Source organism: Stenotrophomonas maltophilia (assembly GCF_013464915.1).
GTDB lineage: Bacteria > Pseudomonadota > Gammaproteobacteria > Xanthomonadales > Xanthomonadaceae > Stenotrophomonas > Stenotrophomonas maltophilia_AT.
Genome location: NZ_RAVT01000009.1, coordinates 55,392 through 79,029, shown reverse-complemented (window position 1 = coordinate 79,029; position 23,638 = coordinate 55,392). Strand labels below are relative to the sequence as shown.

Below are 23,638 nucleotides of genomic sequence, written 5' to 3'. Positions count from 1 at the left end.
GCGGCCGGCACTACCAGGTCAACGGCCCAGCGCCCGGCGGATCTCCTCCAGCGCGCTGGGGTCATCCAGCGTCGACAGGTCGCCCGGGTCACGCTGTTCGGCCAGCGCCTGCAGCGACCGCCGCAGCAACTTGCCCGAACGGGTCTTGGGCAGTGCGTTGACCACATGCACGTGCGCCGGGCGCGCCACCGCGCCGAGCGAGGTGGTCACCGTGGCCATCATCTCTGCCACCACCGGCGCCGGGTCCTCACCATTGAGCCCCTGCTTGAGGGTAACGAACACCAGTGGCACCTGCCCCTTCAGCTCGTCCTTGACCCCGATCACCGCCGCCTCGGCCACGCGCGGATGGCTGGAAATAGCTTCCTCGATCTCACGCGTGCCGAGGCGGTGCCCGGCCACGTTGATCACATCATCGGTGCGCCCCAGGATGAAGGTGTAGCCATCGTCGTCGCGGATCGCCCAGTCCAGCGAGCTGTACAACAGTTCCTTGAAGTGGCTGAAGTAGCTCTGCAGGAAGCGGCTGTCATCATTCCACACCGTGCTCATGCAGCCTGGCGGCAACGGTGGCGACACCACCAGCACGCCCTTCTGCCCCGGCGCCACCTCCTCGCCGGTGTTCTCGTCGATCACCTTCATCCGGTAACCGAGATTGGGGAAGCCGGGCGAACCGAAGCGCACCGGCTTCATTTCCAGGCCCGGCAGCAGGGTCAGCGCCGGCCAGCCGGTTTCGGTCTGCCAGTAGTTGTCGATGATCGGCTTGCCCAGCGCTTCGCTGATCCAGTGCGCGGTGGGTTCGTCCAGCGGCTCACCAGCCAGGAACAGGTACTTCAGCGCGCGCAGATCGTGGCGATGGATGAAGTCTGCATCGTGCTTCTTCAGCACGCGGATGGCCGTGGGCGAGGAGAACATCGTGCGCACGTTGTACTGCTCACACAGCGCCCACCAGATGCCCGGGTCCGGGTTGGTCGGCAACCCTTCGTACAACAGCGAGGTGCAGCCGCCGATCAACGGACCATACACGTTGTAGGAATGGCCCACCGCCCAACCGACGTCGGAGGTGGAGAACATCACCTGGCCCGGCTTGCAGTCGAACACGGTCTCCATCGACTGCGCCATCGCCACCGCGTAACCACCCACGTCGCGCTGCACGCCTTTCGGCTTGCCGGTGGTGCCGGAGGTATACAGCAGGTAGCTCGGCTCGCTCGCCTCCAGCCACTGCACCGGCACGTCAACCTCACCGATCTGCGCGCGCAGGGTGGCGTACTCCACATCGCGGCCCGGCACGCGCGGTTCGGCTGCGTCCAGTCCGCGCGACACGATCAACACATGCGGTGGCGGCGAAGCCGCTTCGGCGCAGGCGGCGTCGACCATCGGCTTGTACGGAATCAGCTTGCCACCGCGCATGCCGGCATCGGCAGCGATCAGCAGCCTGGGCTTGGCGTCGTCGATGCGCAGCGCCAGGTTGTGCGCGGCAAAGCCACCGAAGACCACCGAGTGCACCGCGCCGATGCGCGCGCAGGCCAGCATCGCGAACACGGCTTCGGCCATGTTCGGCATGTAGATCACCACGCGGTCACCGTGACCGACACCGAGGTGCTTGAGCACGGCGGCGAAGTCGTTCACTTCGCGGTACAGCTGGCGATAGGTGATCTCGCGCGTGCTGTTGGTTTCGGTGGAGATGGCGACCAGCGCGAGCTGGTCGGCGCGCTCGGCCAGGTGGCGGTCGACGGCGTTGTAGCAGAGATTGGTCTCACCGCCGACGTACCAGCGCCGGAACGGCGGGTTGCTGTAATCCAGCACCTGCTGCGGCGGTTTATGCCAATGGATGCGTTTGGCTTCCTCGCCCCAGAAGGCCTCCGGCTCGTCGATCGAGCGACGGTAGGTTTCCTCGTAGTTCATGACGCAGCCCTCCCAGACAAAGTCATGGGTTCGAGGATAGTCCGGCGCTGGCGCGCGGGCCGCCCTACCTTGGTAGGGGGTGGGGTTGTTCTGCAGGGCTTGCAGCCCTGCACCTGCAGAATCAACGTCAACGTCAAAAGCTGGGCTACTGGGGGATGGCGGGGTGGGTCCGGTTGCGGGAGACGCCGTAAACCCGTCCTTGGGGGCTTGGCCGCGGCATCCATGCCGCGGACACTCCCGCAACCGGACCCACCCCGCCTTCGACAGTTTTCCGCGATCTGCCGGAACGGCAAATTGCTCTGGTAGGTGTCGACCTTGGTCGACACGGTAGATCCACGCCATGCGTGGATGATTCATTCGATATCTGACAGAAGAATCGTGTCGACCAAGGTCGACACCTACCAACAGCCGCGCGGAACAACGGCCGCAGTTACCAACAGCCGCGGGAGCCTGTCGAAGGTGGGGCACTGTGGGTTTGCGGGGTGTGAGCGGCATGGATGCCGCGACCAAGCCCCCATGGACGGGTTAACGGCGTCCCCGCACACCCACAGTGCCCCGCCATCCCACGGAATGCACGCTGTTGCTGTTGCTGTTGCTGTTGCCGGCCAGCGGCCGGCACTACCGCAGGTGCAGGGCTGCAAGCCCTGCCGAACCCCTAGAACGGAGTCGCGGACTCGAACGCGAGCGCCTCGCCCGTCACTGGATGGGTGAACCGCAGGCTGCGCGCATGCAGATGCACTCGGTGCGCCGGTGCGGCGCCGTACAGCACGTCGCCAACGATCGGATGGCCGAGGCTGGCCATGTGCAGGCGCAGCTGATGGCTGCGGCCAGTGATCGGTTCCAGCGCCACGCGCGTGCGCCGCGCTTCAACATCGCGGGCCAGCACGCGCCAGCGCGTCAGCGCCGGCTTGCCGCGCTCATGGTCGACCATCTGCTTCGGCCGGTTCGGCCAGTCCACGATCAGCGGCAGGTCCACTTCGCCGGCATCGCCTTCAAGCAGCCCCTCCACGATCGCTTCGTAACGCTTGCCAACCTGGCGCTGCTCGAACTGCATCGACAACGCCACCTGCATGTCCTTGCCGCGCGCATGCAGCAGCAGGCCGGAGGTCACCTGGTCCAGGCGGTGTACGGTCAGTGCATCCGGGTACAGCGCCTGCAGGCGCGCGACCACGCAGTCCTGGTTCTCGGCGCTGCGGCCGGGCACGGACAGCAGGCCGGCCGGCTTCTCGGCCACCAGCAGCGCGTCGTCGATGTAATGCAGGTGGATCATGCGGTTCCAGGAACTCCAAATGAAAACGGGGAAGCCGAAGCCTCCCCGTTTTCTGCGTACCGACCAGCGGTCGGTACCTACCTTGATGGAAGACGTACCGACCGGAGCCGGTACCGCCTGCATCAGCCCAGCAGGTGGGCGACGCCCGCGCGCTCTTCTTCCAGCTCGGCCAGGGTCTTGTCGATGTACTTCTGGCTGAAGTCGTCGATCGGCAGATCCTTGACCAGGGTGTACTTGCCGTTCTCGGTGGTCACCGCGAAGCCGAAGATCACGCCTTCCGGAATGCCGTAGGAACCGTCGGACGGCACGCCCATGGTGACCCACTTGCCGTTGCTGCCCAGCACCCAGTCACGCACGTGGTCGATGGCGGCGTTGGCGGCCGAGGCAGCCGAGGACGAGCCACGGGCTTCGATGATCGCCGCGCCGCGCTTGCCGACGGTCGGGATGAAGGTGTTGGCGTTCCACTCCTGGTCGTTGATCGCATCGGCGATCGACGCACCATCTGCGGTGGCGAAACGGTAGTCCGGGTACATGGTCGGGCTGTGGTTGCCCCACACGACCAGCTTCTCCATGCCACCGACCGGCTTGCCGAGCTTGGTCGACAGCTGGCTCAGCGCGCGGTTGTGGTCCAGGCGCAGCATGGCGGTGAAGTTTTCCGGCTTCAGGTCCGGGGCCGACTTCATCGCGATGTAGGCGTTGGTGTTGGCCGGGTTGCCGACCACCAGCACCTTCACGTCACGGCTGGCGACCTTGTTCAGCGCCGCGCCCTGGGCGGTGAAGATCTTGGCGTTTTCCAGCAGCAGGTCCTTGCGCTCCATGCCCGGGCCACGCGGACGCGCGCCGACCAGCAGGGCGATGTCGGCGTCCTTGAACGCGACTTCGGCGTCATCGGTGCCGACCATGCCGGCCAGCAGCGGGAAGGCGCAGTCTTCCAGCTCCATCATCACGCCCTTCAGGGCGGCCTGGGCCTTGTCCACCGGCAGTTCCAGCAGCTGCAGGATGACCGGCTGGTCCTTGCCCAGCATTTCGCCGGAGGCGATGCGGAACAGCAGGGCATAACCGATCTGGCCGGCGGCGCCGGTCACGGCAACACGAACGGGTGCTTTCATGGGGGGTTTCCTCTTGCTTGCAAGCGTTTGATGGGACGCCGCGGGCGTGGCCACGCAGGCCTGGCGGGCGGCGGGGAACAGGGAAACGGCCACCCGAGGGTGGCCGTTTCGAAGGGGGATCAGGCGGCGAGGTGCTTGTTCCACTCGGCGACGCGGTCGGCCTGGGCGGCCAGCACGGCGTCGACGTCGCCTTCCAGGGTGATCGAATGGATCACGTCACCCTGCTTGACCGAATCGACGATGGCCTGGCCTTCCAGGACCTTGCCGAAGACGGTGTGGCGGCCGTCCAGCCAGTCGGTCTTGATGTGGGTGATGAAGAACTGGCTGCCGTTGGTGTTCGGGCCGGCGTTGGCCATCGACAGCGAGCCGACCTCGTGCTTCACGCCATTCTTCTCGTCTTCGAACTTGTAGCCCGGGCCGCCGGTGCCACGACCCTGCGGGCAGCCGCCCTGGATCATGAAGTCGGCGATCACGCGGTGGAAGATCAGGCCGTCATAGAAACCGTGCTTGACCAGGTTCACGAAGTTGGCCACGGTCAGCGGCGCCTTGTCGGCGAACAGCTCGACCTTGATCGGGCCCTGGGTGGTGTCGAAAGTGGCGATGAGGGACATGAAGATCCTTGATGCAGAGGGGAACGCGTCTAGCCACCTAGTTTACACCTGCCTCGTGGCGGCGGCGGCTTCGACCATGGGCGCAGATCCAGGCTTCAGCCACGGGACGGGGTGCCCCGCCGTGCAGGCCAGGCGGCCTCGGCAGGTGCCGCGGACCGCCAGCTGAATGGGCCTCGCGACGGGCGTGAAATCCACCTTTTCGCGAATCGTCAAGTTCGACGTATAATGTTGGACTTCTTTTTCCAAATCCGGCGCCGACTGGCCCCCTTTCGTATGTCCATCGAAAATCTTCGCAACATCGCCATCGTCGCCCACGTCGACCATGGCAAGACCACCCTGGTCGACCAGCTGCTGAAGCAGTCCGGCACCCTGTCCGAGCGTACCGTCCTCGCCGAGCGCGTGATGGACAGCAACGACCAGGAAAAGGAACGCGGCATCACCATCCTGGCCAAGAACACCGCCATCACCTGGGAAGACAAGAAGACCGGCATCAAGAACCGGATCAACATCGTCGACACCCCCGGCCACGCCGACTTCGGTGGTGAGGTCGAGCGCGTGCTGTCGATGGTCGACACCGTGCTGATCCTGGTCGATGCGATGGACGGCCCGATGCCGCAGACCCGCTTCGTGACCCAGAAGGCCTTCGCGATGGGCTTCAAGCCGATCGTCGTGGTCAACAAGGTCGACCGTCCGGGCGCCCGTCCGGAATGGGTGATCGACCAGGTCTTCGACCTGTTCGACAAGCTCGGCGCCACCAACGAACAGCTGGACTTCCCGATCGTCTACGCCTCGGGCCTGAACGGCTATGCCGGCCTGGAAGACACCGTGCGCGACGGCGACATGACCCCGCTGTACGAAGCGATCATGCAGCACGCGCCGCGTCCGGAAGTGGACCCGGAAGGCCCGTTCCAGATGCGCATCAGCCAGCTGGACTACAACAACTTCGTGGGCGTGATCGGCATCGGCCGCATCCAGCGCGGCACCCTGAAGAAGAACATGCAGGTCGCGGTCATCGACCGTGAAGGCAAGAAGCGCAACGGCAAGGTGCTGCAGGTGCTGGGCTTCATGGGCCTGGAGCGCATCGAGCAGGATACCGCCGAGGCCGGCGACATCGTGGCCATCTCCGGCATCCAGGAGCTGACCATCTCCGACACCATCTGCGCCCCGGATACCCCGGAAGCCCTGCCGGCGCTGACCGTCGACGAGCCGACCATCTCGATGACCTTCCAGGTCAACAACTCGCCGTTCGCCGGCAACAAGGACCTGTCCGGTGGCAAGTTCCTGACCAGCCGCCAGATCAAGGACCGCCTGGACCGTGAAAAGGTCCACAACGTGGCCCTGAAGGTCGAGCAGCTGGAAGACGCCGACAAGTTCCTGGTCTCCGGCCGTGGCGAACTGCACCTGTCGGTGCTGATCGAGAACATGCGTCGCGAAGGCTACGAGCTGGCCGTGTCGCGCCCGGAAGTGATCATCAAGGAAATCGACGGCCAGATGATGGAGCCGATCGAGCAGCTGGTGGTGGACATCGAAGAAATCCACCAGGGCGGCGTGATGGAAAAGCTGGGCACCCGCAAGGGCCAGCTGAAGAACATGGAATCGGACGGCAAGGGCCGTGTCCGCCTGGAGTACTCGATCCCGGCCCGTGGCCTGATCGGCTTCCAGAACGAGTTCAAGACCCTGACCCAGGGTTCGGGCCTGCTGTTCCACGTGTTCGACCACTACGGTCCGAAGGAACAGGGCGCGATCGCCAAGCGCATCAACGGCGTGATGATCGCCAATGCGCCGGGCACCACGCCGGCCTACTCGCTGGGCCCGCTGCAGGAGCGCGGCAAGCTGTTCGCTGCTGAAGGCGACAACGTGTATGAGGGTCAGCTGGTCGGCATCCACTCCAAGGACAACGACCTGACCGTCAACGCGATCAAGACCAAGCCGCTGACCAACATGCGCGCTTCGGGCAAGGACGATGCGATCCAGCTGACCCCGGCGATCAAGTACTCGCTGGAACAGGCCCTGGACTTCATCGAAGACGATGAGCTGGTCGAGATCACCCCGAAGGAGATCCGCCTGCGCAAGAAGTTCCTGACCGAAAGCGACCGCAAGAAGGCTTCGCGCGGCGGCTGAGCCAGCACCTCGTGAACCAGAGCGGCTACAACCCGGATCCGCACCGGCATCCGGGCCTGCATGTCATCGCCCTGCTCGAAGCGAGCAAGGCGATGCTTGCGCTGTTGGCCGCCACCGGGCTGGAAGTGCTCGGGCCGCAGCCGCTGCGGCACGGCATCATGGTCCTGATCCGGCGTTTCAGCCTGGATCCGGACCATGGCACCCTGCCCTCGCTGCTGCACATGATCAGCCCCGACGCGGTCCACCTGGCCGCGGCGGGGATGATCGGCTACGGCCTGCTGCACCTGGTCGAAGCCTGGGGTCTTTGGCGGGCCAAGGCCTGGGCCTCCTGGCTGGGCTGCCTGACCGCCTCGCTGTACCTGCCTTTCGACATCTTCGCGATCATCCGCCATCCCGGCTGGCCGTCGTGGACGATCCTGGCGATCAACCTGATCGTGGTCTACGTGCTCGCCCGCGACCTGCGCAAGCGCCACCGCTGAGCACCGGCTACACTGGGGGTTGGAGCCGACCAAGCCGCCCCATGCGCCCGTCCTTGCCGCCTCTGCTGACCTGCCTGCTCGCCGCGCTGCCTGCGCTGCTTTCGGCTGGCTGCAGCCCGGCCACGCCCAGCGCGCATGCGGCCGAACCTGCGAGCCGCAACGTGCCGTTCCCGTACGCCGAAACCGATGTCGCCGACCTGCAGGCGCGGATGACCGCCGGTGAGCTGGACAGCACCACCCTGACCCAGGCCTACCTGCAGCGCATCGCCAGCCTCGACCGCACCGGGCCACGCCTGCGCGCGGTGATCGAGCTCAACCCCGATGCCCTGAAGGAAGCCGCCGCACGCGACCGCGAGCGCCGCGAAGGACGCCTGCGCGGTCCGCTGCATGGCATCCCGCTGCTGCTGAAGGACAACATCAACGCCGCACCGATGGCCACCAGTGCCGGCTCGCTGGCCCTGCAGGGCTTCCGCCCGGACGACGCCTACCTGGTGCGCCGGCTGCGCGACGCCGGCGCCGTGGTGCTGGGCAAGACCAACCTCAGCGAGTGGGCCAACTTCCGCGGCAATGACTCCATCTCCGGCTGGAGCGCGCGCGGCGGCCAGACCCGCAACCCCTACCGCATCAGCCATTCACCGTGCGGCTCCAGCAGCGGCAGCGCGGTGGCCGTGGCCGCCAACCTGGCCAGCGTGGCGATCGGTACCGAAACCGACGGCAGCATCGTCTGCCCGGCGGCGATCAACGGCGTGGTCGGCCTGAAGCCGACGGTCGGGCTGGTCAGCCGCGATGGCATCGTGCCGATCTCCTTCAGCCAGGACACCGCCGGACCGATGACCCGCAGCGTCGCCGATGCTGCTGCCGTGCTGACCGCGATTGCCGGCCGCGATGACGCCGATCCCGCCACCGCGACCATGCCCGGCCGTGCGGTCTACGACTACACCGCGCGCCTGGACCCGCAGGGCCTGCGCGGCAAGCGCATCGGCCTGCTGCAGACGCCGCTGCTGAAGTACCGCGGCATGCCACCGCTGATCGATCAGGCGGCGACCGAGCTGCGTCGCGCCGGTGCCGTCGTGGTACCCGTCGAACTGCCCAACCAGGGCGCCTGGGCCGAAGCCGAGCGCACGCTGCTGCTGTACGAATTCAAGGCAGGCCTGGAGCGCTACTTCAGCACCCATCGCGCTCCGCTGCGCAGCCTGGCAGACCTGATCGCCTTCAACCAGGCGCACAGCAAGCAGGAACTGGGCCTGTTCGGCCAGGAACTGCTGGTGGAGGCCGACGCCACCGCCGGCCTGGCAGACCCTGCCTACATCCGCGCACGCAGCGATGCGCGCCGGTTGGCCGGCCCGGAAGGCATCGATGCCGCCCTCGCCGCCCATCAACTCGATGCGCTGGTGGCGCCGACCACCGGCGTCGCATGGGCGATCCGCCGCGAAGGCGACGACTTCCCCGGCGAGAGCTACAGCGCCGCTGCCGTGGCCGGTTACCCCAGCCTGACCGTGCCGATGGGCCAGATCGACGGCCTGCCGGTCGGCCTGCTGTTCATGGGCACTGCCTGGAGTGAGCCGAAGCTGATCGAGATGGCCTACGCCTACGAGCAGCGCACCCGTGCCCGACGACCACCGCACTTCGATACCGATGCGCTGATCGACGCCGGCGAACCGTGATCCGGTAGTGCCCGCCGCTGGCGAGCCATGATCCTGTAGTGCCGGCCGCTGGCCGGCAGATCCCAGGTCGCCGGCCAGCCGCCGGCGCTACCGTCCGGGTTCCGGCTCCACCGGCACGATCGCCGCCTCACCATCTTCAGCACCCGGCGACCGCACATCCGCGGTACGCGCACGTGGCGCACGCGGCATGTCCTGCTCGTCATCGTGCTGCACGCGTGCACGTACCTGCGGCAGCGATTGCGGATGCTCACGTGCGAGGAAATCGAGCATGCGTTCGCGCACCAGGCAACGCAGATCGAAGGCATCGCCGGAGCTGCGCGCGCTGACCAGCAGGCGCACCTGGATCGCACGCTCGCTGGTCTCGGTCACCTGGGTCACGCAGACCCGGCCATCCCACAATGCTTCGCCGCGACAGATGCGCTCCAGCTCGGCACGGATCGCCGCAATCGGCGCACGGTAGTCCAACCACAGGAACGCGGTGCCAAGCAGGTCGGCACTGCGCCGCGTCCAGTTCTGGAACGGGTTCTCGATGAACCAGGTCAGCGGCACCACCATCCGCCGCTCGTCCCAGATGCGCACCACCACGTAGCTGCTGCCGATCTCCTCGATGCGGCCCCACTCGCCTTCGACGATCACCACGTCATCCAGGCGGATCGGCTGCGTCAGCGCGATCTGCAGGCCGGCGATGAGGTTGCCGAACACCGGCTTGGCCGCGATACCGGCCACCAGGCCGATCAGGCCCGCCGACGCCAGCAGCGCCGTGCCGATCTTCTGCACCATCGGGAAGGTCAACAGCACCAGCGAGGCGCCGAGCACGATGATGCCACCCATCAGCACGCGGCTGAGCACCCGCGTCTGGGTCTGGATGCGGCGTGCTTCCAGGTTGTCGGAGACATCGATGGGATGGCTGCGCAGGATCGCGCGCTCACCCGCCGCCACCGCGCGCACCAGCAACCAGATGAAGCACGCGGTCAGCGCGATGTGCAGCACATGCTGCAGATTGCCCAGTACCGGATCCTGCAGCGGCGTGGCCTGCAGCGCGGGGATCAACAGCAGCAGTGGCCAGGCGGTCGCCATCGGCAGCCCGAGCACGCGACCGATGCGGGCACGCCGGCGATCACGCCCTTTCAATCGATGGTAGATCCAGAGGATCAGCCACGCGCCAATGCCGCCCACTACTGCTGCCAATCCCAATGGCCATGCGTAGGCCTGTGCGCTTTGCCAGTGCACCGTTGCCACCTCCAATCGAACAGCCAAGCGGACAGCCTCGCGCATGGGGCATGAGCGTCACGTCAGCCGTTCGTAAGAAGGGTGTTGGTCGGCAGGGCTTGCAGCCCTGCACCTGCTGCGAACCGAAGCAACAGCAGCAACAGCAGCAACAGCAACAGCAACAGCCGAAGCAGAAGCGGGTTTCCTGTGGGATGGCGGGGTGGGTCCGGTTGCGGGAGACGCCGTAAACCCATCCTTGGGGGCTTGGCCGCGGCATCCATGCCGCGGACACTCCCGCAACCGGACCCACCCCGCCTTCGACAGATYTCCGCGATCTGCAGTAGATCTACGCCATGCGTGGATGAATCTCCATCGGAATCGAATATTTCGAATTGGAATCCAAAAGCATCCACGCATGGCGTGGATCTACCGGGGCGACCAAGGTCGACACCCACCAACAGCCGCAGGGATCTGTCAGAGGCGGGGCGGTGTGGGTGGGCAGGACCGTTGGCGCCATGGATGGCGCCATCGAGCCCCCAAGGATGGGTTTACGGCGTGTCCTGACCACCCACACCGCCCCGCCATCCCACGGAATGCCGCATCGGCTTTTGCTTTTGCTTTTGCTTTTGCTTTTGCCGTTGCCGTTGCCGTTGCCGTTGATTGCAGCAGGTGCAGGGCTGCAAGCCCTGCCGAAAAACCCTTACCGCACCTGCTCCTGCTTGCGCACGATCGCCATCGCGATCTCCAGCGACTGCTCGTAGTTCAACCGCGGGTCCACCGTCGAACGATACGCACGTTCCAGGTCACGCTCGGTCAGTTCGCGCGCGCCACCGGTGCACTCGGTCACGTCTTCGCCGGTCAGTTCCAGGTGCACGCCACCCAGGCGCGTGCCTGCGGCCGCATGCAGGTCGAACGACATCTCCACTTCGCCACGCACGTTGTCGAAGCGGCGCGTCTTGAAGCCATTGGCGGTGCTTTCGGTATTGCCGTGCATCGCGTCGCACACCCACAGCACGCGACGGCCATCGCGCTTGACCGCGTCCAGCAGCGGCGGCAGCTTCTCGGCAATCTGCGCCGCACCCATGCGGTGGATGAAGCTCAGTCGACCCGGCTCGTCATGCGGGTTGAGCACATCGATCAGGCGCAGCAGCTGGTCCGGCGTCACCGACGGGCCCACCTTGATCGCAATCGGGTTGCGCACGCCACGCAGGTATTCCACGTGCGCGCCATCGAGCGCGGCCGTACGCATGCCGATCCACGGGTAATGCGTGCTCAGGTTCAACCAGCCCTGCTGGCGCGGCACCTGACGGGTCAGCGCCTGCTCGTAGGGCAGCAGCAGTGCTTCATGCGAGGTGTAGAAATCGATGCGGTTGAGGTTGTGCACGCGGGCCCCGGCCAGGGTCTCCATGAAGTGCACTGCATCGCCAATCGAGGCCACCATCTTCTGGTACTCGGCCGCCAGCGGCGAATGCCGCACCCACTCCAGGTTCCAGTACTCGGGGTGGTGCAGGTCGGCGAAACCACCATCGATCAGCGCGCGCACGAAGTTCATCGTCATCGCCGAATGCGCGTGGGCCTGCAGCATCCGCTTCGGGTCCGGCAGGCGTGCCGCTTCGGTGAAGGCCGGCGCATTGATCACATCGCCGCGATAGCTGGGCAGGGTCACGCCGTCGCGGGTCTCGGTGTCGGCCGAACGCGGCTTGGCGTACTGGCCGGCGAAGCGGCCAACACGGATCACCGGCTGGCGCAGGCCGTGCACCAGCACCAGGCTCATCTGCAGCAGCACCTTCAGCCGGTTGGAGATGGTGCCCGATTCGCAGTCGCTGAAATTCTCGGCGCAGTCGCCGCCCTGCAGCAGGAAGCGCTTGCCTTCCTGGGCCTCGGCCAGCTGCTGCTTCAGCGCCAGGATCTCCCATGAGGTGACCAGCGGCGGCAGCCGCTTCAGCTCGTGCAGGGCCGCGTCCAGTGCCACCGGATCGGGATAGGTCGGCATCTGCAGCGCGGTCTTGCCACGCCAGCTCTCCGGCGACCAGGCTGCGCCAGCGGCGGTCGCGGCGGGATCGGGGACGGGCGGAACGGCGGACAGGCTCATTGCGGACTTCCGGGATGGGGGGCGGTCATGGTCGCAGAGCCAGCCGCTGACGCAAAGGGCCGGTCCGGCCGGCCTGCTCGCCTGAACGGCAGGGAAAGGCCAACGCCAGCGGCCAGATCCTGCATGGTCAGCTGCCCTGGACAGGCGCATGCTTTGTTACGGAGTAACACTTCAACGTCATGGACCGGCCCCTTCCACATCCAGACGCCACCTCTCCCACCATGAAGCCCTCGCCCCTCGCTATCGGCATCACCTTCGCCCTGGCCCTGGCCAGCCTGCCCGCCATCGCCTCGGCAGCCGACGACGCCTCTTCGTCCGTCAAGGATCTGGATGCGGTCACCGTCCACGCCCAGCTCGACCAGGCCCGCAACACGCTGTCGCCGGACATCGGCAGCAGCCAGTACCAGATCACCGCCGAGGACATCCAGAAACAGCCGCTGGGTGCTTCCGCGCCGCTCAGCCAGGTGCTGCTGCAGGCCCCGGGCGTGGTCCAGGATTCCTACGGCGGCGTGCATGTGCGTGGCGACCACGCCAACCTGCAGTACCGCATCAACGGCGTGCTGCTGCCCGAGTCGATCTCCGGTTTCGGCCAGACCCTGGACGCGCGCACCATCAAGAGCATCCGCCTGATGGACGGCGCACTGCCGGCGCAGTTCGGCGAGCGCACCGCGGCAGTGGTCGACATCACCACCCGCAATGGTGCCGAGCTGGGCAACGGCGGCAGCGCGGGGCTGACCACCGGCTCGTTCGGCAAGGTCAATCCGAATGCCTCCTGGTGGGGCAGCCAGGGGCGCTGGAGCTGGTTCCTGACCGGCAACTACGACCAGAACGACGTCGGCCTGGAGAACCCCACCAACACACGCAAGCCGTTGCACGACGACACGCACCAGGGCAAGGCATTCGCCGACCTGACCTACCTGGTCAACGAGAACACCCGCCTGAGCGTGTTCGCCGGCTTCGCCAACAACCGCTTCCAGATTCCGGTCAATCCGGGCCAGGCACCGCAGTTCGGCTACCTGGACACCACCACCTTCGATTCCAGCCAGCTGGATGAAACCCAGCGCGAGACCACCCGCTTCGGCATGCTGGTGCTGCAGGGCACGCTGGGCAGCACCGCCTACCAGCTGTCCGCCGGGCAGCGCTACAGCGATGTAGCGTTCAACCCGGATGTCATCGGCGACCTGGTGTTCAGTGGCGTCGCCTCGCAGGTGCAGCGCAGCAACCGCGCCAACACCCTGCAGGCCGACTTCTCCACCCCGCTGGGCAACGATCACACACTGCGCTATGGCCTGTACGGCAACTACGAGAACGCGCGGGCCGGCAGCAACAGCTGGGTGTTCCCGGTTGACGAGAACGGCCAGCAATCCAGCACCACGCCGCTGCTGATTCCCGACCGCAGCGCGTTCCATGCCAGCACGATGGCGTTGTACGTGCAGGATGAATGGAAGATCGGCGACGACTGGACCGTGAACTACGGCCTGCGCGGCGACCGCTACAGGGCCTTCGGCCGCAGCGAGGGCCAGCTCAGCCCGCGCGTGGGCGTGGTCTGGAATGCCAGCGACAGCACCACCGTGCACGCCGGCTATTCGCGCTACTTCACGCCACCGGCCAGCGAATTGATCGCCAGCAGCGACATCGCCCTGTACGACGGTACCACCAACCAGCAACCCGGTGGCGGCAACAACACACCGCTGGCCGAGCGCAGCGACTACTACGACATCGGTCTCTCACAGCAACTGGGTGAGCACCTGACGCTCGGCCTGGACGCGTACGACCGCCGCGTCGCGCGCCTGCAGGATGAAGGCCAGTTCGGCGCCGCCTACATCTACTCGACCTTCAACTATCGCCGTGGCCACATCCGCGGCCTGGAGTTCAGCGCCGACTACAGCAACGGCCCGTTCAGCGCCTACTTCAACGCGGCGTACAACAAGGCCATCGGCACCCAGGTCATCACCAGCCAGTACAACCTCGACCCGGACGCGCTGGCCTACGTGGCCGATCACTGGATCCATCTCGACCACGACCAGAAGCTGACGTCATCAGGCGGCCTCAGCTACGCCTTCGCCGGGCACAACCGGATCGGCGCCAACTACGTGTTCGGCAGCGGCCTGCGTTCGGACATCGAGGGCGTGCCCAACGGCGGCGAGCTGCCGTCGTACCTGCAGGTGAACCTCAGCGCCGGGCATGACTTCAACGCCGAAAGCGGGCATCCGCTGCATGTGCAGCTGGCGGTGATCAACGCGCTGGACCGCAGCTACCAGCTGCGCGACGGTGGCGGTGTGGGCGTGTTCGCGCCGCAGTGGGGGCCGCGCCGCGGCGCTTACCTGAGCCTGCAGCAGGATTTCTGAGGACGGACCGTGGTAGTGCCTGCCGCTGGCCGGCAACTACGGGACACCCGCCATCGCTCATGAGGTTGCCGGCCAGCGGCCGGCACTACCTTGCCTCAGCGCTTGACCTTGCGCAGCGATACCACCAGCGCCCACAGCGCCAGCAGCACGAACCACACGCCCGACCACATCGGCATGGTCAAGCCCAGGAAGGTCCAGTCGATGTTCCCGCAGTTGCCGGTACCGGTCAGCACCGTGCGGAACACTTCCAGCGGCCCCATGGTCTCGCTCAGGAAGGCCAGCGGCGGGCCACAGGTGGAACCCATTTCAGGCGGCAGCATCTGCACGTAGACGTGGCGCGCGGCGATGCCGACGCCTACTGCCGCGGCAATGAAGGCCAGAACGCCATAGGTCGCCCGGCCGGGGCGGTTGGACGGCCCGTGCAGCGCACCGATCAGGAACAGCAGGCCCAGCGCGGCGAACGCCAGGCGCTGGAAGATGCACAGCGGACACGGCTCCAGGCCCATCTTCAGCTGCAGGAAGATGGCGTAGCCGAGCAGGCCTGCGCAGATCAGGAAGCCCAGGAAGAACTGGGCGCGGAAGGGCCAGCGCAGTGGATTCATCGTCAACGCTCGAATGGATCAAGACGCCAAGCGTAACCGAGAGCGCGCGCCATTCGAACCGCCACAGATGACGCCTGTCGGAACGGTGTGGGTCGGATCCCGTTGCGCAGGCAACGGGCTCTGACCCGCTGCGCTGCAGGAATGGGGTCAGAGCCCTTACCTGCGGAAAGGAATCCGACCCCGGAAACGCAAAAGCCCGGCAGAGGCCGGGCTTTCGCTGTGTCGCGTTGGAGCGGTCCGATTACTCGGCCACTTCCTCGGCCACGACCGGACGGTCGACCAGCTCGACGTAGGCCATCGGCGCGTTGTCGCCGGCGCGGAAGCCGCACTTCAGCAGGCGCAGGTAGCCGCCCGGACGGTTCGCGTAGCGCGGGCCCAGGATGGTGAACAGGTTGCCCACGGCTTCGTTGTCGCGCAGGCGGGCGAAGGCCAGACGGCGGTTGGCAACGGAGTCGACCTTGGCCAGGGTGATCAGCGGCTCGGCAACGCGGCGCAGTTCCTTGGCCTTCGGCAGGGTGGTCTTGATCAGCTCGTGCTTGAACAGCGAGGCAGCCATGTTCTTGAACATCGCTTCGCGGTGGGCGCTGGTACGGCTGAACTTACGGCCAGACTTCTGGTGACGCATGGTGATATTCCTTGGTTAATGATGAGGCTGTGTGGATCGTTGTCGCCATCCTGGCGTTGCTGCGTGGACTGCGGATGGTCCTGGCCGCCCGTCCTGGACGACCTGCCGCGCGAACCTGGGGTTCGTCGTGGCGTGTTGTGTTGCGTTGAAGGCTCCACCGTTGCCGGTGGAGCCTCCAGGCATTACCGATATCAGCCCAGCATGCCGTGGCTGGCGACGCCGGCCGGCGGCCAGTTCTCCAGCTTCATGCCGAGCGACAGGCCGCGCTGAGCCAGCACTTCCTTGATCTCGGTAAGCGACTTCTTGCCCAGGTTCGGGGTCTTCAGCAGCTCCACTTCGGTCTTCTGGATCAGATCGCCGATGTAGTAGATGCTTTCAGCCTTCAGGCAGTTGGCCGAACGCACGGTCAGCTCCAGATCGTCGATCGGGCGCAGCAGCACCGGATCCACGCCGTTGTTGGCCGGCTTGGCCGCACCGCGGTCGCGGTGGGTGAAGTCACCGAACACCGACAGCTGGTCGCTGAGGATGTCGGCGGCGGTGCGCACGGCTTCCTCTGCATCGATGGTGCCGTTGGTCTCGATATCGATGACCAGCTTGTCCAGGTCGGTACGCTGTTCGACGCGGGCCGCTTCCACGGCATAGGCGACGCGGCGGACCGGCGAGAACGAGGCATCCAGGACCAGGCGGCCGATGGCACGGGTTTCTTCGTCCGGACGACGACGCGCGGCAGCCGGCTGGTAGCCGAAACCACGTTCGATCTTCAGACGCATGTTGATCGCCGTATCCTTGGTCAGGTGGCAGATCACGTGATCGCTGTTCAGGATCTCCACATTGTGGTCGACCTTGATGTCAGCAGCAGTGACAACGCCCGGACCCTGCTTGGACAGGGACAGGGTGGCGCTGTCGCCGGAATGCATACGGATGGCCACGTCCTTGAGGTTCAGCAGGACTTCGAGCACGTCCTCCTGCAGACCTTCGACCGTGGTGTACTCGTGCAACACGCCGTCGATTTCGACTTCCGTGATGGCGAAGCCCGGGATGGACGACAGCAGCACGCGACGCAGGGCATTACCCAGCGTATGCCCGTAACCCCGCTCCAAAGGTTCGATAACGACCTTTGCACGGGTGTCGGTAAGGCGTTCGATCTGCGGACCGCGAGGACGCAGAACCTGGTTGGCGGTAACCGTCATGTTGCGGGTTCTCCTAGTGAACCCCCGGCCGTCGCCGGGGGCTCTCCAATGTGAATTACTTCGAATACAGCTCGACGATCAGCGCTTCGTTGATGTCCGCAGGCAGATCCGAACGATCCGGAACAGCCTTGAAGATGCCGGTGAACTTGCCGGAATCCACTTCAACCCACGACGGGCTCAGGTCATGCTGGGCGGCGACGGTCAGGGCTTCCTGGACGCGCAGCTGCTTGGCAGCCTTTTCAGACAGGGCGATGGCGTCGCCAGCCTTGACCTGGTACGAAGCCAGGTTGACCGACTTGCCATTCACGGTGACGCCGCGGTGCGACACCAGCTGACGGGCAGCCGGACGGGTCACGGCGAAGCCCATGCGGTAGACGACGTTGTCCAGGCGGGTTTCCAGCAGCTGCAGCAGGTTCTCGCCGGTGTTGCCCTTCTTGGTCGAGGCCTTCTTGTAGTAGTTGCGGAACTGACGCTCCAGCAGGCCGTAGATACGCTTGACCTTCTGCTTTTCACGCAGCTGGGTGGCGTAGTCGGACAGCTTGCCCTTGCGGGCAGTGGCGCCGTGCTGGCCGGGCTTCTGCTCCAGCTTGCACTTGGAGTCCAGCGCACGCGCCGGGCTCTTCAGGGACAGGTCGGCGCCTTCGCGACGGGCGAGCTTACAGGTAGGACCGATATAACGAGCCATTTCTTATCGCTCCCTTTAGACGCGACGCTTCTTCGGCGGACGGCACCCGTTGTGCGGGATAGGCGTCACGTCGATGATGTTGGTGATCTTGTAGCCGACGTTGTTCAACGAACGCACGGCCGACTCACGGCCCGGACCCGGGCCCTTGATGCGGACTTCCAGCGACTTCACGCCGTAGTCCAGCGCAGCACGACCGGCCTTTTCAGCAGCCACCTGGGCAGCGAACGGGGTCGACTTGCGCGAACCGCGGAAGCCAGCGCCACCGGAGGTCGCCCACGACAGAGCGTTGCCCTGGCGGTCGGTGATGGTGACGATGGTGTTGTTGAACGAAGCGTGGACGTGGGCAACGCCGTCGGTGACGACGCGCTTGATCTTCTTCTTGGTCTTAGCAGCGGGCTTAGCCATTTCTCAGTCCCTTACTTCTTGATCGCCTTGCGCGGACCCTTGCGGGTGCGGGCGTTGGTACGGGTGCGCTGGCCACGCAGCGGGAGGCCACGACGGTGACGCAGGCCGCGGTAGCAGCCCAGGTCCATCAGGCGCTTGATCGCGATGCCGATCTCACGGCGCAGATCGCCTTCCACGATGTACTTGCCGACTTCGGCGCGCAGGCGCTCGATTTCCGGCTCCGACAGATCGCGGATCTTGGTGGTCGAAGCAACGCCTGCGACTTCGCAGACCTTCTTCGAACGGGTACGGCCGATGCCGTAAATGCTTTGCAACCCGACCCAGACGTGCTTCTGGGCTGGCAGGTTGACGCCTGCAATACGCGCCATGACGCGGTTCTCCAGCTGAGTGATGGCCGACAGCGCGCCTCGGGCACGCCAATCCGGCAGGATGGATCAAAAAAGTGAACTAGCGATACTAACAAGGTTCCGGTTTACATGGAAGCCCGTGAAACCATTGGTTTCATGAACCCGGCCTGGGGAGTGTGCCCAGGCTCCGGCGCCGGATGGGGTTGGACCAGGGGTTTCCCCCGGGGCCGCCCGCGCTACTCCAGCGCGGGACCACCTCATCACACCCCCACCCGGAACCGCTGCGGGGGCCGCCCTTCGTTTGTGTGGCCGGGGTCCGCGAAGCGGAGGGACCATCACGTCAGGAAGACGAAAGTATAACAGGCCAATCAGCCGCGGGCAAAACCGCCGCGGTTGCCGCCCTTCAGGTTGGCCTTCTTCAGCAGGCTCTCGTACTGGTGGGACATCAGGTGCGCCTGCACCTGGGCGATGAAGTCCATCACCACCACCACCACGATCAGCAGCGAAGTACCGCCGAAGTAGAACGAGGCGTTCAGCTGCGTGCGCATCAGTTCCGGCAGCAGGCAGACGATCACCAGGTAGGCCGAGCCGGCTGCGGTCAGGCGGGTCAGCACGCCGTCGATGTAGTCGGCGGTGGCCTTGCCCGGACGGATGCCCGGAATCAGCGCGCCCGACTTCTTCAGGTTGTCGGCGGTTTCCTGCGAGTTGAACACCAGCGCGGTATAGAAGAACGCGAAACCGGTGATCAGCGCGGCGAACACGATCATGTGCAGCGGCTCGCCCGGGCCCAGCGCATTGGCGACCTTCTGCAGGATCTGGCCGAAGTTGCTCTGGTTGGCGGCCTGGCCGGACCACATGGCCAGGGTGGCCGGGAAGGCCAGCAGGCTCGAGGCGAAGATCGCCGGGATGACGCCGGCCATGTTGAGCTTCAGCGGCAGGAACGAGGTCTGGTTCATGTACGCGTTGCGACCGCCCTGGCGGCGCGCGTAGTTGACCGTGATCCGGCGCTGGCCACGCTCGACGAACACCACGAAGAAGGTGAAGGCGAGCACGACGATGGCGATCAGCAGCAGCTGGATGAACTGGATGTTGCCGTCGCGGTAGGCGTCGAAGGTGTGGATGACCGCACCCGGCAGGCCGGCGACGATACCGGCGAAGATGATCAGCGACACGCCGTTGCCGATGCCGCGCTCGGTGACCTGCTCACCGACCCACATCAGGAACATGGTGCCGGCGGTCAGCGCGACCACGGCGGTGAGCACGAAGCCCATGCCCGGTGCGTACACGACCGGAGCGCCCGACGGCGAGACCTGGCCCTGCAGGGCCAGCGCGATCGAGCCACCCTGCACCACTGCCAGCAGCACGGCGCCGATGCGCGAATACTGGGTGATCTTGCGGCGGCCGGACTCACCTTCCTTCTGCATCGCCTTCAGGGCGGGGAAGATGTGCACGGCCAGCTGCATCACGATCGATGCCGAGATGTACGGCATCACGTTCAGCGCGAAGATGCTGAAACGGTGCAGGGCGCCGCCCGAGAACATGTTGAACATGTCCACGATGCCGCCGCCCTGCTGTTGCATCATGGCAAGCATGGCATCGGGATTGACGCCCGGCACCGGCACGTAGCAGCCGATGCGATAGACGATCAAAGCCCCGACGACGAACAGCAAACGTTGGCGAAGTTCAGTGAACTTGCCCATTCCGCCCGCGAGGTTACCGATGCCAGCTTGCGCCATGATTTTCTTACTCCGTTACGCTGCCGCCGGCAGCTTCGATCGCAGCCTTGGCACCGGCCGTGGCAGCAATACCCTTCAGGGTGAACGCCTTGGTCACTTCGCCCTTGACGACGACCTTGGCCTTCTTTGCGGTGCTCGGGACCAGCTTGGCAGCACGCAGGGCGGCGAAGTCGATCTCACCGGCCGGCAGCTTGTCCAGCGCGTACAGCAGCACTTCAGCGGTGTCCTTGGCGATCGGCGAACGGAAGCCGATCTTCGGCAGACGACGCTGCATGGGGGTCTGGCCGCCTTCGAAGCCAGCCTTGATCTTGCCGCCACCCTTGCGGGCGAACGAACCCTTGTGGCCGCGGCCGGCAGTCTTGCCCAGGCCCGAGCCGATACCGCGACCGACGCGGGTGCGCTCGGTGCGGGCGCCCGGTGCCGGGCTCAGTTCATTGAGACGCAGAGTCATGGTCGATTACTCCTCAACCTGGACGAGGTACTGAACCTTGTTGATCAGGCCGCGCACCTGCGGGCTGTCCTTCAGTTCACGCACATCGTTGAGCTTGTTCAGGCCCAGGGCACGCACCGACAGGCGGTGACGCGACTGGGTGCCACGCAGGCCACGCACCAGGCGGACCTTGACAGTCTTGTTGGACTCATTAGCCATGGTTGAGTTCCTCCACCTTCTTGCCGCGCTTGGCCGCGATGCGGGCCGGCGACTGCGCAGCAGACAGGCCCTTCACGGTGGCACGCACCAGGTTGATCGGGTTGCGCGAACCGGTGGCCTTGGCCAGCACGTTCTTCACGCCAACGGCTTCCAGCACGGCGCGCATGGCACCGCCGGCGATCACACCGGTACCTTCCGAAGCCGGCTGCATGAACACGCGGGCTGCGCCGTGACCATCCTTGATGGTGTGCCACAGGGTGCCGTTGTTCAGGTCAACGCTGACCAGGTTCTTGCGGGCCTGCTCCATCGACTTCTGGATGGCGACCGGCACTTCGCGGGCCTTGCCATAACCGAAACCGACCTTGCCTTCGCCGTCGCCGACAACGGTCAGGGCGGTGAAGGTGAACTGGCGGCCACCCTTGACGGTCTTGCTGACGCGGTTGACCGCGACCAGCTTTTCGATCATGCCGTCGTCGATCTTCTCTTCGCGGTTACGGTCGCGATCGCGACCCCGCTGCTGACGCTCTTCTGCCATGTTGATTCCTTGGTTGTTTGGGTATGTACGGCTCGAGGCCGCTTATGGTTGTGGAGTGACGCGTTGTTCCGGTGGACCGCTGCAGAAGAGCGGCGCCGTCCAGCCTCACTCAGGCTGGCGAGCAGGCAGGCAGGAGGCCATCGGCCCCCTGCCCTTGTCCCTTAGAACTGCAGGCCGGCTTCGCGGGCGGCTTCTGCCAGGGCCTTGATGCGGCCGTGGTAGCGGTAGCCCGAACGATCGAAGGCAACCTTCTCCACGCCGGCGGCCTTGGCGCGCTCAGCGACGATACGGCCGACCTTGGCGGCGGCATCGGCGTTCTTGCCGTTCTTCAGGCCTTCCTTGACGTCGGTCTGGGTGGTGTTGGCGGCAGCCAGCACCTTGGAACCGTCGGCGGTGAAGACCTGGGCGTACAGGTGCTGGCCGGTGCGCAGCACCGACAGGCGGGCGACGCCGAGCTCACGGATGTGGGCGCGGGTCGACTTGGCGCGACGCAGGCGGGCGATGTTCTTGTTCATGATGTTTTTCCTTTGAAAGCGGAAGCGCCTGATTAGGCCTTCTTGGCTTCCTTACGGATGATGACTTCGTCGGAGTACTTCACGCCCTTGCCCTTGTACGGCTCCGGCTTGCGGAACGCACGGATCTTGGCGGCAACTTCACCGACGACCTGCTTGTCAGCGCCCTGGACCAGGATCTCGGTCTGGGTCGGGGTGGTGATGGTGATGCCTTCCGGCGCCACGAACACGACCGGGTGCGAGAAGCCCAGGGACAGGCTCAGGTCCTTGCCCTGCATGGCAGCGCGGTAACCCACGCCGACCAGCTCCAGCTTGCGCTCGAAGCCTTCGGACACGCCCTTGACCATGTTGGACAGGATCGCACGCACGGTACCGGTCAGTGCGACCAGCTCGGCGTTCTCGGTGCTCAGGGTGGCAACGCCGTTGTCGACGTTGATGGCAATACCGGCCGGCTTGGCCAGCGACAGGGTGCCCTTCGGGCCCTTGGCGGTGACGCTGTCCGACTGGACGTTCAGTTCAACCTTACCCAGGGTAATCGGCTTCTTGGCTACGCGGGACATAGTTCTACTCCTTTCGCCTTAGGCCACGAAGCACAGGACTTCGCCGCCGACGCCCAGCTGGCGCGCCTGCGCATCAGTCATGATGCCCTTGGAGGTGGAAATGATGGAGATACCCAGGCCGTTCATGACCTTCGGCAGCTCGCTCTTGCCGCGGTACTGGCGCAGGCCCGAACGCGAGAAGCGCTTCAGGGTCGCGATGACCGGCTTGCCTTCGAAATACTTCAGCACGATTTCCAGCTCGGACTTGTTGTTTTCCAGCTGGGTCACGCGCAGGTCGGTGATGTAACCCTCGTCCTTCAGGACCTGGGCGATCGCAACCTTGATCTTGGACGACGGGGCCTTCACCGTCTGCTTGCCTACCGCGGCCGCATTCTTGATGCGGACCAGCAGGTCGGCGATGGGATCAGTCATGCTCATATGAGTACCTTTGAGTGCACCGATATCCGCTTTCGCGAAAATCTGTTGTCTCCTGGAAACGGGCCAGGTCCCTTGATGCAGCGGGCCGGAAGCCCACTCCTACGACCCCGTTTGCGCAGGGCAAGACGCGGGAGTATACGCCAAAAGAGCCCGGCTTGCGCCGGGCTCTTCGGTTTTTTTGCGTCGGGAAAGCTGAATGCCTCCCCTGCCCGGTTCAGGAACCCCCCAAGGGGCTCCTGATCGCAGGGCCGGCTGGGATTACCAGCTGGCCTTGCGCAGACCCGGGACGTCGCCACGCATGGTGGCTTCACGCAGCTTGTTACGGCCCAGGCCGAACTTGCTGTAGACGCCACGCGGACGACCCGACAGCTCGCAACGGTTGCGCTGGCGGCTCGGCGACGAATCGCGCGGCAGCTTGGCCAGCTTGGTTGCGGCGTCGATCTTCTCTTCGTAGGTCGCGTCCACGGAGGACACGATCTTCTTCAGAGCCGCACGCTTTTCAGCGTACTTCTTTGCCAGCTTTTCCCGCTTGATGTCGCGGTTGACCATGGAGGTCTTTGCCATTTCGGTTTC

General features: G+C 65.4%; 24 protein-coding genes. 4 read left to right on the top strand and 20 right to left on the bottom strand.

What is annotated here, in order from left to right; translation table 11 throughout:
* Positions 1 to 18: 18 nt before the first annotated feature.
* The 4 genes from prpE to D7T59_RS03500 all read right to left on the bottom strand — a co-directional run bounded on the left by prpE (position 19) and on the right by D7T59_RS03500 (position 4,889).
* Positions 19 to 1,899 carry a propionate--CoA ligase gene (gene prpE, locus D7T59_RS03515; RefSeq protein WP_180851800.1) on the bottom strand — a complete coding sequence of 627 codons (1,881 nt, stop codon included), beginning with the start codon at positions 1,897 to 1,899 and terminating at the stop codon, positions 19 to 21.
* 655 nt (positions 1,900 to 2,554) lie between these two features.
* Positions 2,555 to 3,169 (bottom strand): RluA family pseudouridine synthase, encoded by a 615-nt coding sequence (locus D7T59_RS03510; RefSeq protein ID WP_180853511.1) that lies wholly within the window; start codon positions 3,167 to 3,169, stop codon positions 2,555 to 2,557.
* A gap of 122 nt (positions 3,170 to 3,291) precedes the next feature.
* Positions 3,292 to 4,278 (bottom strand): malate dehydrogenase, encoded by a 987-nt coding sequence (locus D7T59_RS03505; protein ID WP_004153634.1) that lies wholly within the window; start codon positions 4,276 to 4,278, stop codon positions 3,292 to 3,294.
* A 119-nt stretch (positions 4,279 to 4,397) separates the two neighbouring features.
* Positions 4,398 to 4,889: a peptidylprolyl isomerase gene (locus D7T59_RS03500; RefSeq protein WP_005408225.1), complete on the bottom strand. Its 492-nt coding sequence runs from the start codon at positions 4,887 to 4,889 to the stop codon at positions 4,398 to 4,400.
* Positions 4,890 to 5,162: 273 nt separating this feature from the next.
* Between D7T59_RS03500 and typA the strand changes: the two genes are divergently transcribed.
* The 3 genes from typA to D7T59_RS03485 are packed head-to-tail and all read left to right on the top strand — an operon-like array spanning position 5,163 to position 9,153.
* On the top strand, positions 5,163 to 7,010 hold the full coding sequence (gene typA / locus D7T59_RS03495; protein WP_032129766.1) for a translational GTPase TypA: 1,848 nt from the start codon (positions 5,163 to 5,165) through the stop codon (positions 7,008 to 7,010).
* Between the two features lie 11 nt (positions 7,011 to 7,021).
* Positions 7,022 to 7,489, top strand: coding sequence for a DUF2127 domain-containing protein (locus D7T59_RS03490; RefSeq protein WP_005415426.1), 468 nt, complete (start codon positions 7,022 to 7,024; stop codon positions 7,487 to 7,489).
* 41 nt (positions 7,490 to 7,530) lie between these two features.
* Positions 7,531 to 9,153 carry an amidase gene (locus D7T59_RS03485; protein WP_180853510.1) on the top strand — a complete coding sequence of 541 codons (1,623 nt, stop codon included), beginning with the start codon at positions 7,531 to 7,533 and terminating at the stop codon, positions 9,151 to 9,153.
* An 87-nt stretch (positions 9,154 to 9,240) separates the two neighbouring features.
* On the opposite strand, the gene D7T59_RS03480 is transcribed toward D7T59_RS03485, so the two are convergent.
* Both D7T59_RS03480 and D7T59_RS03475 read right to left on the bottom strand, forming a co-directional pair.
* Complete coding sequence (locus D7T59_RS03480; protein WP_219629776.1) at positions 9,241 to 10,428, bottom strand: mechanosensitive ion channel family protein; 1,188 nt, start codon at positions 10,426 to 10,428, stop codon at positions 9,241 to 9,243.
* A gap of 634 nt (positions 10,429 to 11,062) precedes the next feature.
* Positions 11,063 to 12,454 (bottom strand): class II 3-deoxy-7-phosphoheptulonate synthase, encoded by a 1,392-nt coding sequence (locus tag D7T59_RS03475; protein WP_180850926.1) that lies wholly within the window; start codon positions 12,452 to 12,454, stop codon positions 11,063 to 11,065.
* 221 nt (positions 12,455 to 12,675) lie between these two features.
* Between D7T59_RS03475 and D7T59_RS03470 the strand changes: the two genes are divergently transcribed.
* The gene (locus tag D7T59_RS03470) at positions 12,676 to 14,802 is read left to right on the top strand and encodes a TonB-dependent receptor (protein WP_180850927.1); all 2,127 of its coding nucleotides are present in this window, start codon (positions 12,676 to 12,678) and stop codon (positions 14,800 to 14,802) included.
* A gap of 95 nt (positions 14,803 to 14,897) precedes the next feature.
* On the opposite strand, the gene D7T59_RS03465 is transcribed toward D7T59_RS03470, so the two are convergent.
* The 14 genes from D7T59_RS03465 to rpsN all read right to left on the bottom strand — a co-directional run bounded on the left by D7T59_RS03465 (position 14,898) and on the right by rpsN (position 23,629).
* The gene (locus tag D7T59_RS03465; RefSeq protein WP_010483974.1) at positions 14,898 to 15,404 is read right to left on the bottom strand and encodes a disulfide bond formation protein B; all 507 of its coding nucleotides are present in this window, start codon (positions 15,402 to 15,404) and stop codon (positions 14,898 to 14,900) included.
* Positions 15,405 to 15,645: 241 nt separating this feature from the next.
* Positions 15,646 to 16,029 (bottom strand): 50S ribosomal protein L17, encoded by a 384-nt coding sequence (rplQ, locus tag D7T59_RS03460; protein ID WP_005408217.1) that lies wholly within the window; start codon positions 16,027 to 16,029, stop codon positions 15,646 to 15,648.
* Positions 16,030 to 16,220: 191 nt separating this feature from the next.
* Positions 16,221 to 17,219, bottom strand: coding sequence for a DNA-directed RNA polymerase subunit alpha (locus D7T59_RS03455; RefSeq protein ID WP_079220762.1), 999 nt, complete (start codon positions 17,217 to 17,219; stop codon positions 16,221 to 16,223).
* Between the two features lie 55 nt (positions 17,220 to 17,274).
* The gene (rpsD, locus tag D7T59_RS03450; RefSeq protein WP_004145446.1) at positions 17,275 to 17,904 is read right to left on the bottom strand and encodes a 30S ribosomal protein S4; all 630 of its coding nucleotides are present in this window, start codon (positions 17,902 to 17,904) and stop codon (positions 17,275 to 17,277) included.
* A gap of 15 nt (positions 17,905 to 17,919) precedes the next feature.
* Positions 17,920 to 18,309, bottom strand: a complete 390-nt coding sequence (gene rpsK / locus D7T59_RS03445; RefSeq protein ID WP_004145443.1) for a 30S ribosomal protein S11 — start codon at positions 18,307 to 18,309, stop codon at positions 17,920 to 17,922.
* Between the two features lie 11 nt (positions 18,310 to 18,320).
* Complete coding sequence (rpsM, locus tag D7T59_RS03440) at positions 18,321 to 18,677, bottom strand: 30S ribosomal protein S13 (RefSeq protein WP_004154500.1); 357 nt, start codon at positions 18,675 to 18,677, stop codon at positions 18,321 to 18,323.
* Between the two features lie 347 nt (positions 18,678 to 19,024).
* Positions 19,025 to 20,392, bottom strand: a complete 1,368-nt coding sequence (gene secY / locus D7T59_RS03435) for a preprotein translocase subunit SecY (protein WP_180850928.1) — start codon at positions 20,390 to 20,392, stop codon at positions 19,025 to 19,027.
* Between the two features lie 7 nt (positions 20,393 to 20,399).
* Positions 20,400 to 20,843 carry a 50S ribosomal protein L15 gene (rplO, locus tag D7T59_RS03430; RefSeq protein ID WP_004154498.1) on the bottom strand — a complete coding sequence of 148 codons (444 nt, stop codon included), beginning with the start codon at positions 20,841 to 20,843 and terminating at the stop codon, positions 20,400 to 20,402.
* Positions 20,844 to 20,849: 6 nt separating this feature from the next.
* Positions 20,850 to 21,041, bottom strand: coding sequence for a 50S ribosomal protein L30 (rpmD, locus tag D7T59_RS03425; RefSeq protein WP_005408214.1), 192 nt, complete (start codon positions 21,039 to 21,041; stop codon positions 20,850 to 20,852).
* Positions 21,034 to 21,576: a 30S ribosomal protein S5 gene (gene rpsE, locus D7T59_RS03420; protein WP_005408213.1), complete on the bottom strand. Its 543-nt coding sequence runs from the start codon at positions 21,574 to 21,576 to the stop codon at positions 21,034 to 21,036. The genes rpmD and rpsE overlap by 8 nt, the downstream gene beginning before the upstream one ends.
* A 161-nt stretch (positions 21,577 to 21,737) precedes the next feature.
* Complete coding sequence (gene rplR / locus D7T59_RS03415; protein ID WP_014646053.1) at positions 21,738 to 22,091, bottom strand: 50S ribosomal protein L18; 354 nt, start codon at positions 22,089 to 22,091, stop codon at positions 21,738 to 21,740.
* A 32-nt stretch (positions 22,092 to 22,123) separates the two neighbouring features.
* Positions 22,124 to 22,648, bottom strand: a complete 525-nt coding sequence (gene rplF, locus D7T59_RS03410) for a 50S ribosomal protein L6 (RefSeq protein ID WP_014646052.1) — start codon at positions 22,646 to 22,648, stop codon at positions 22,124 to 22,126.
* 18 nt (positions 22,649 to 22,666) lie between these two features.
* Positions 22,667 to 23,065: a 30S ribosomal protein S8 gene (gene rpsH, locus D7T59_RS03405; protein WP_005408210.1), complete on the bottom strand. Its 399-nt coding sequence runs from the start codon at positions 23,063 to 23,065 to the stop codon at positions 22,667 to 22,669.
* 258 nt (positions 23,066 to 23,323) lie between these two features.
* Positions 23,324 to 23,629 (bottom strand): 30S ribosomal protein S14, encoded by a 306-nt coding sequence (gene rpsN / locus D7T59_RS03400; RefSeq protein WP_005408209.1) that lies wholly within the window; start codon positions 23,627 to 23,629, stop codon positions 23,324 to 23,326.
* Positions 23,630 to 23,638: the final 9 nt, after the last annotated feature.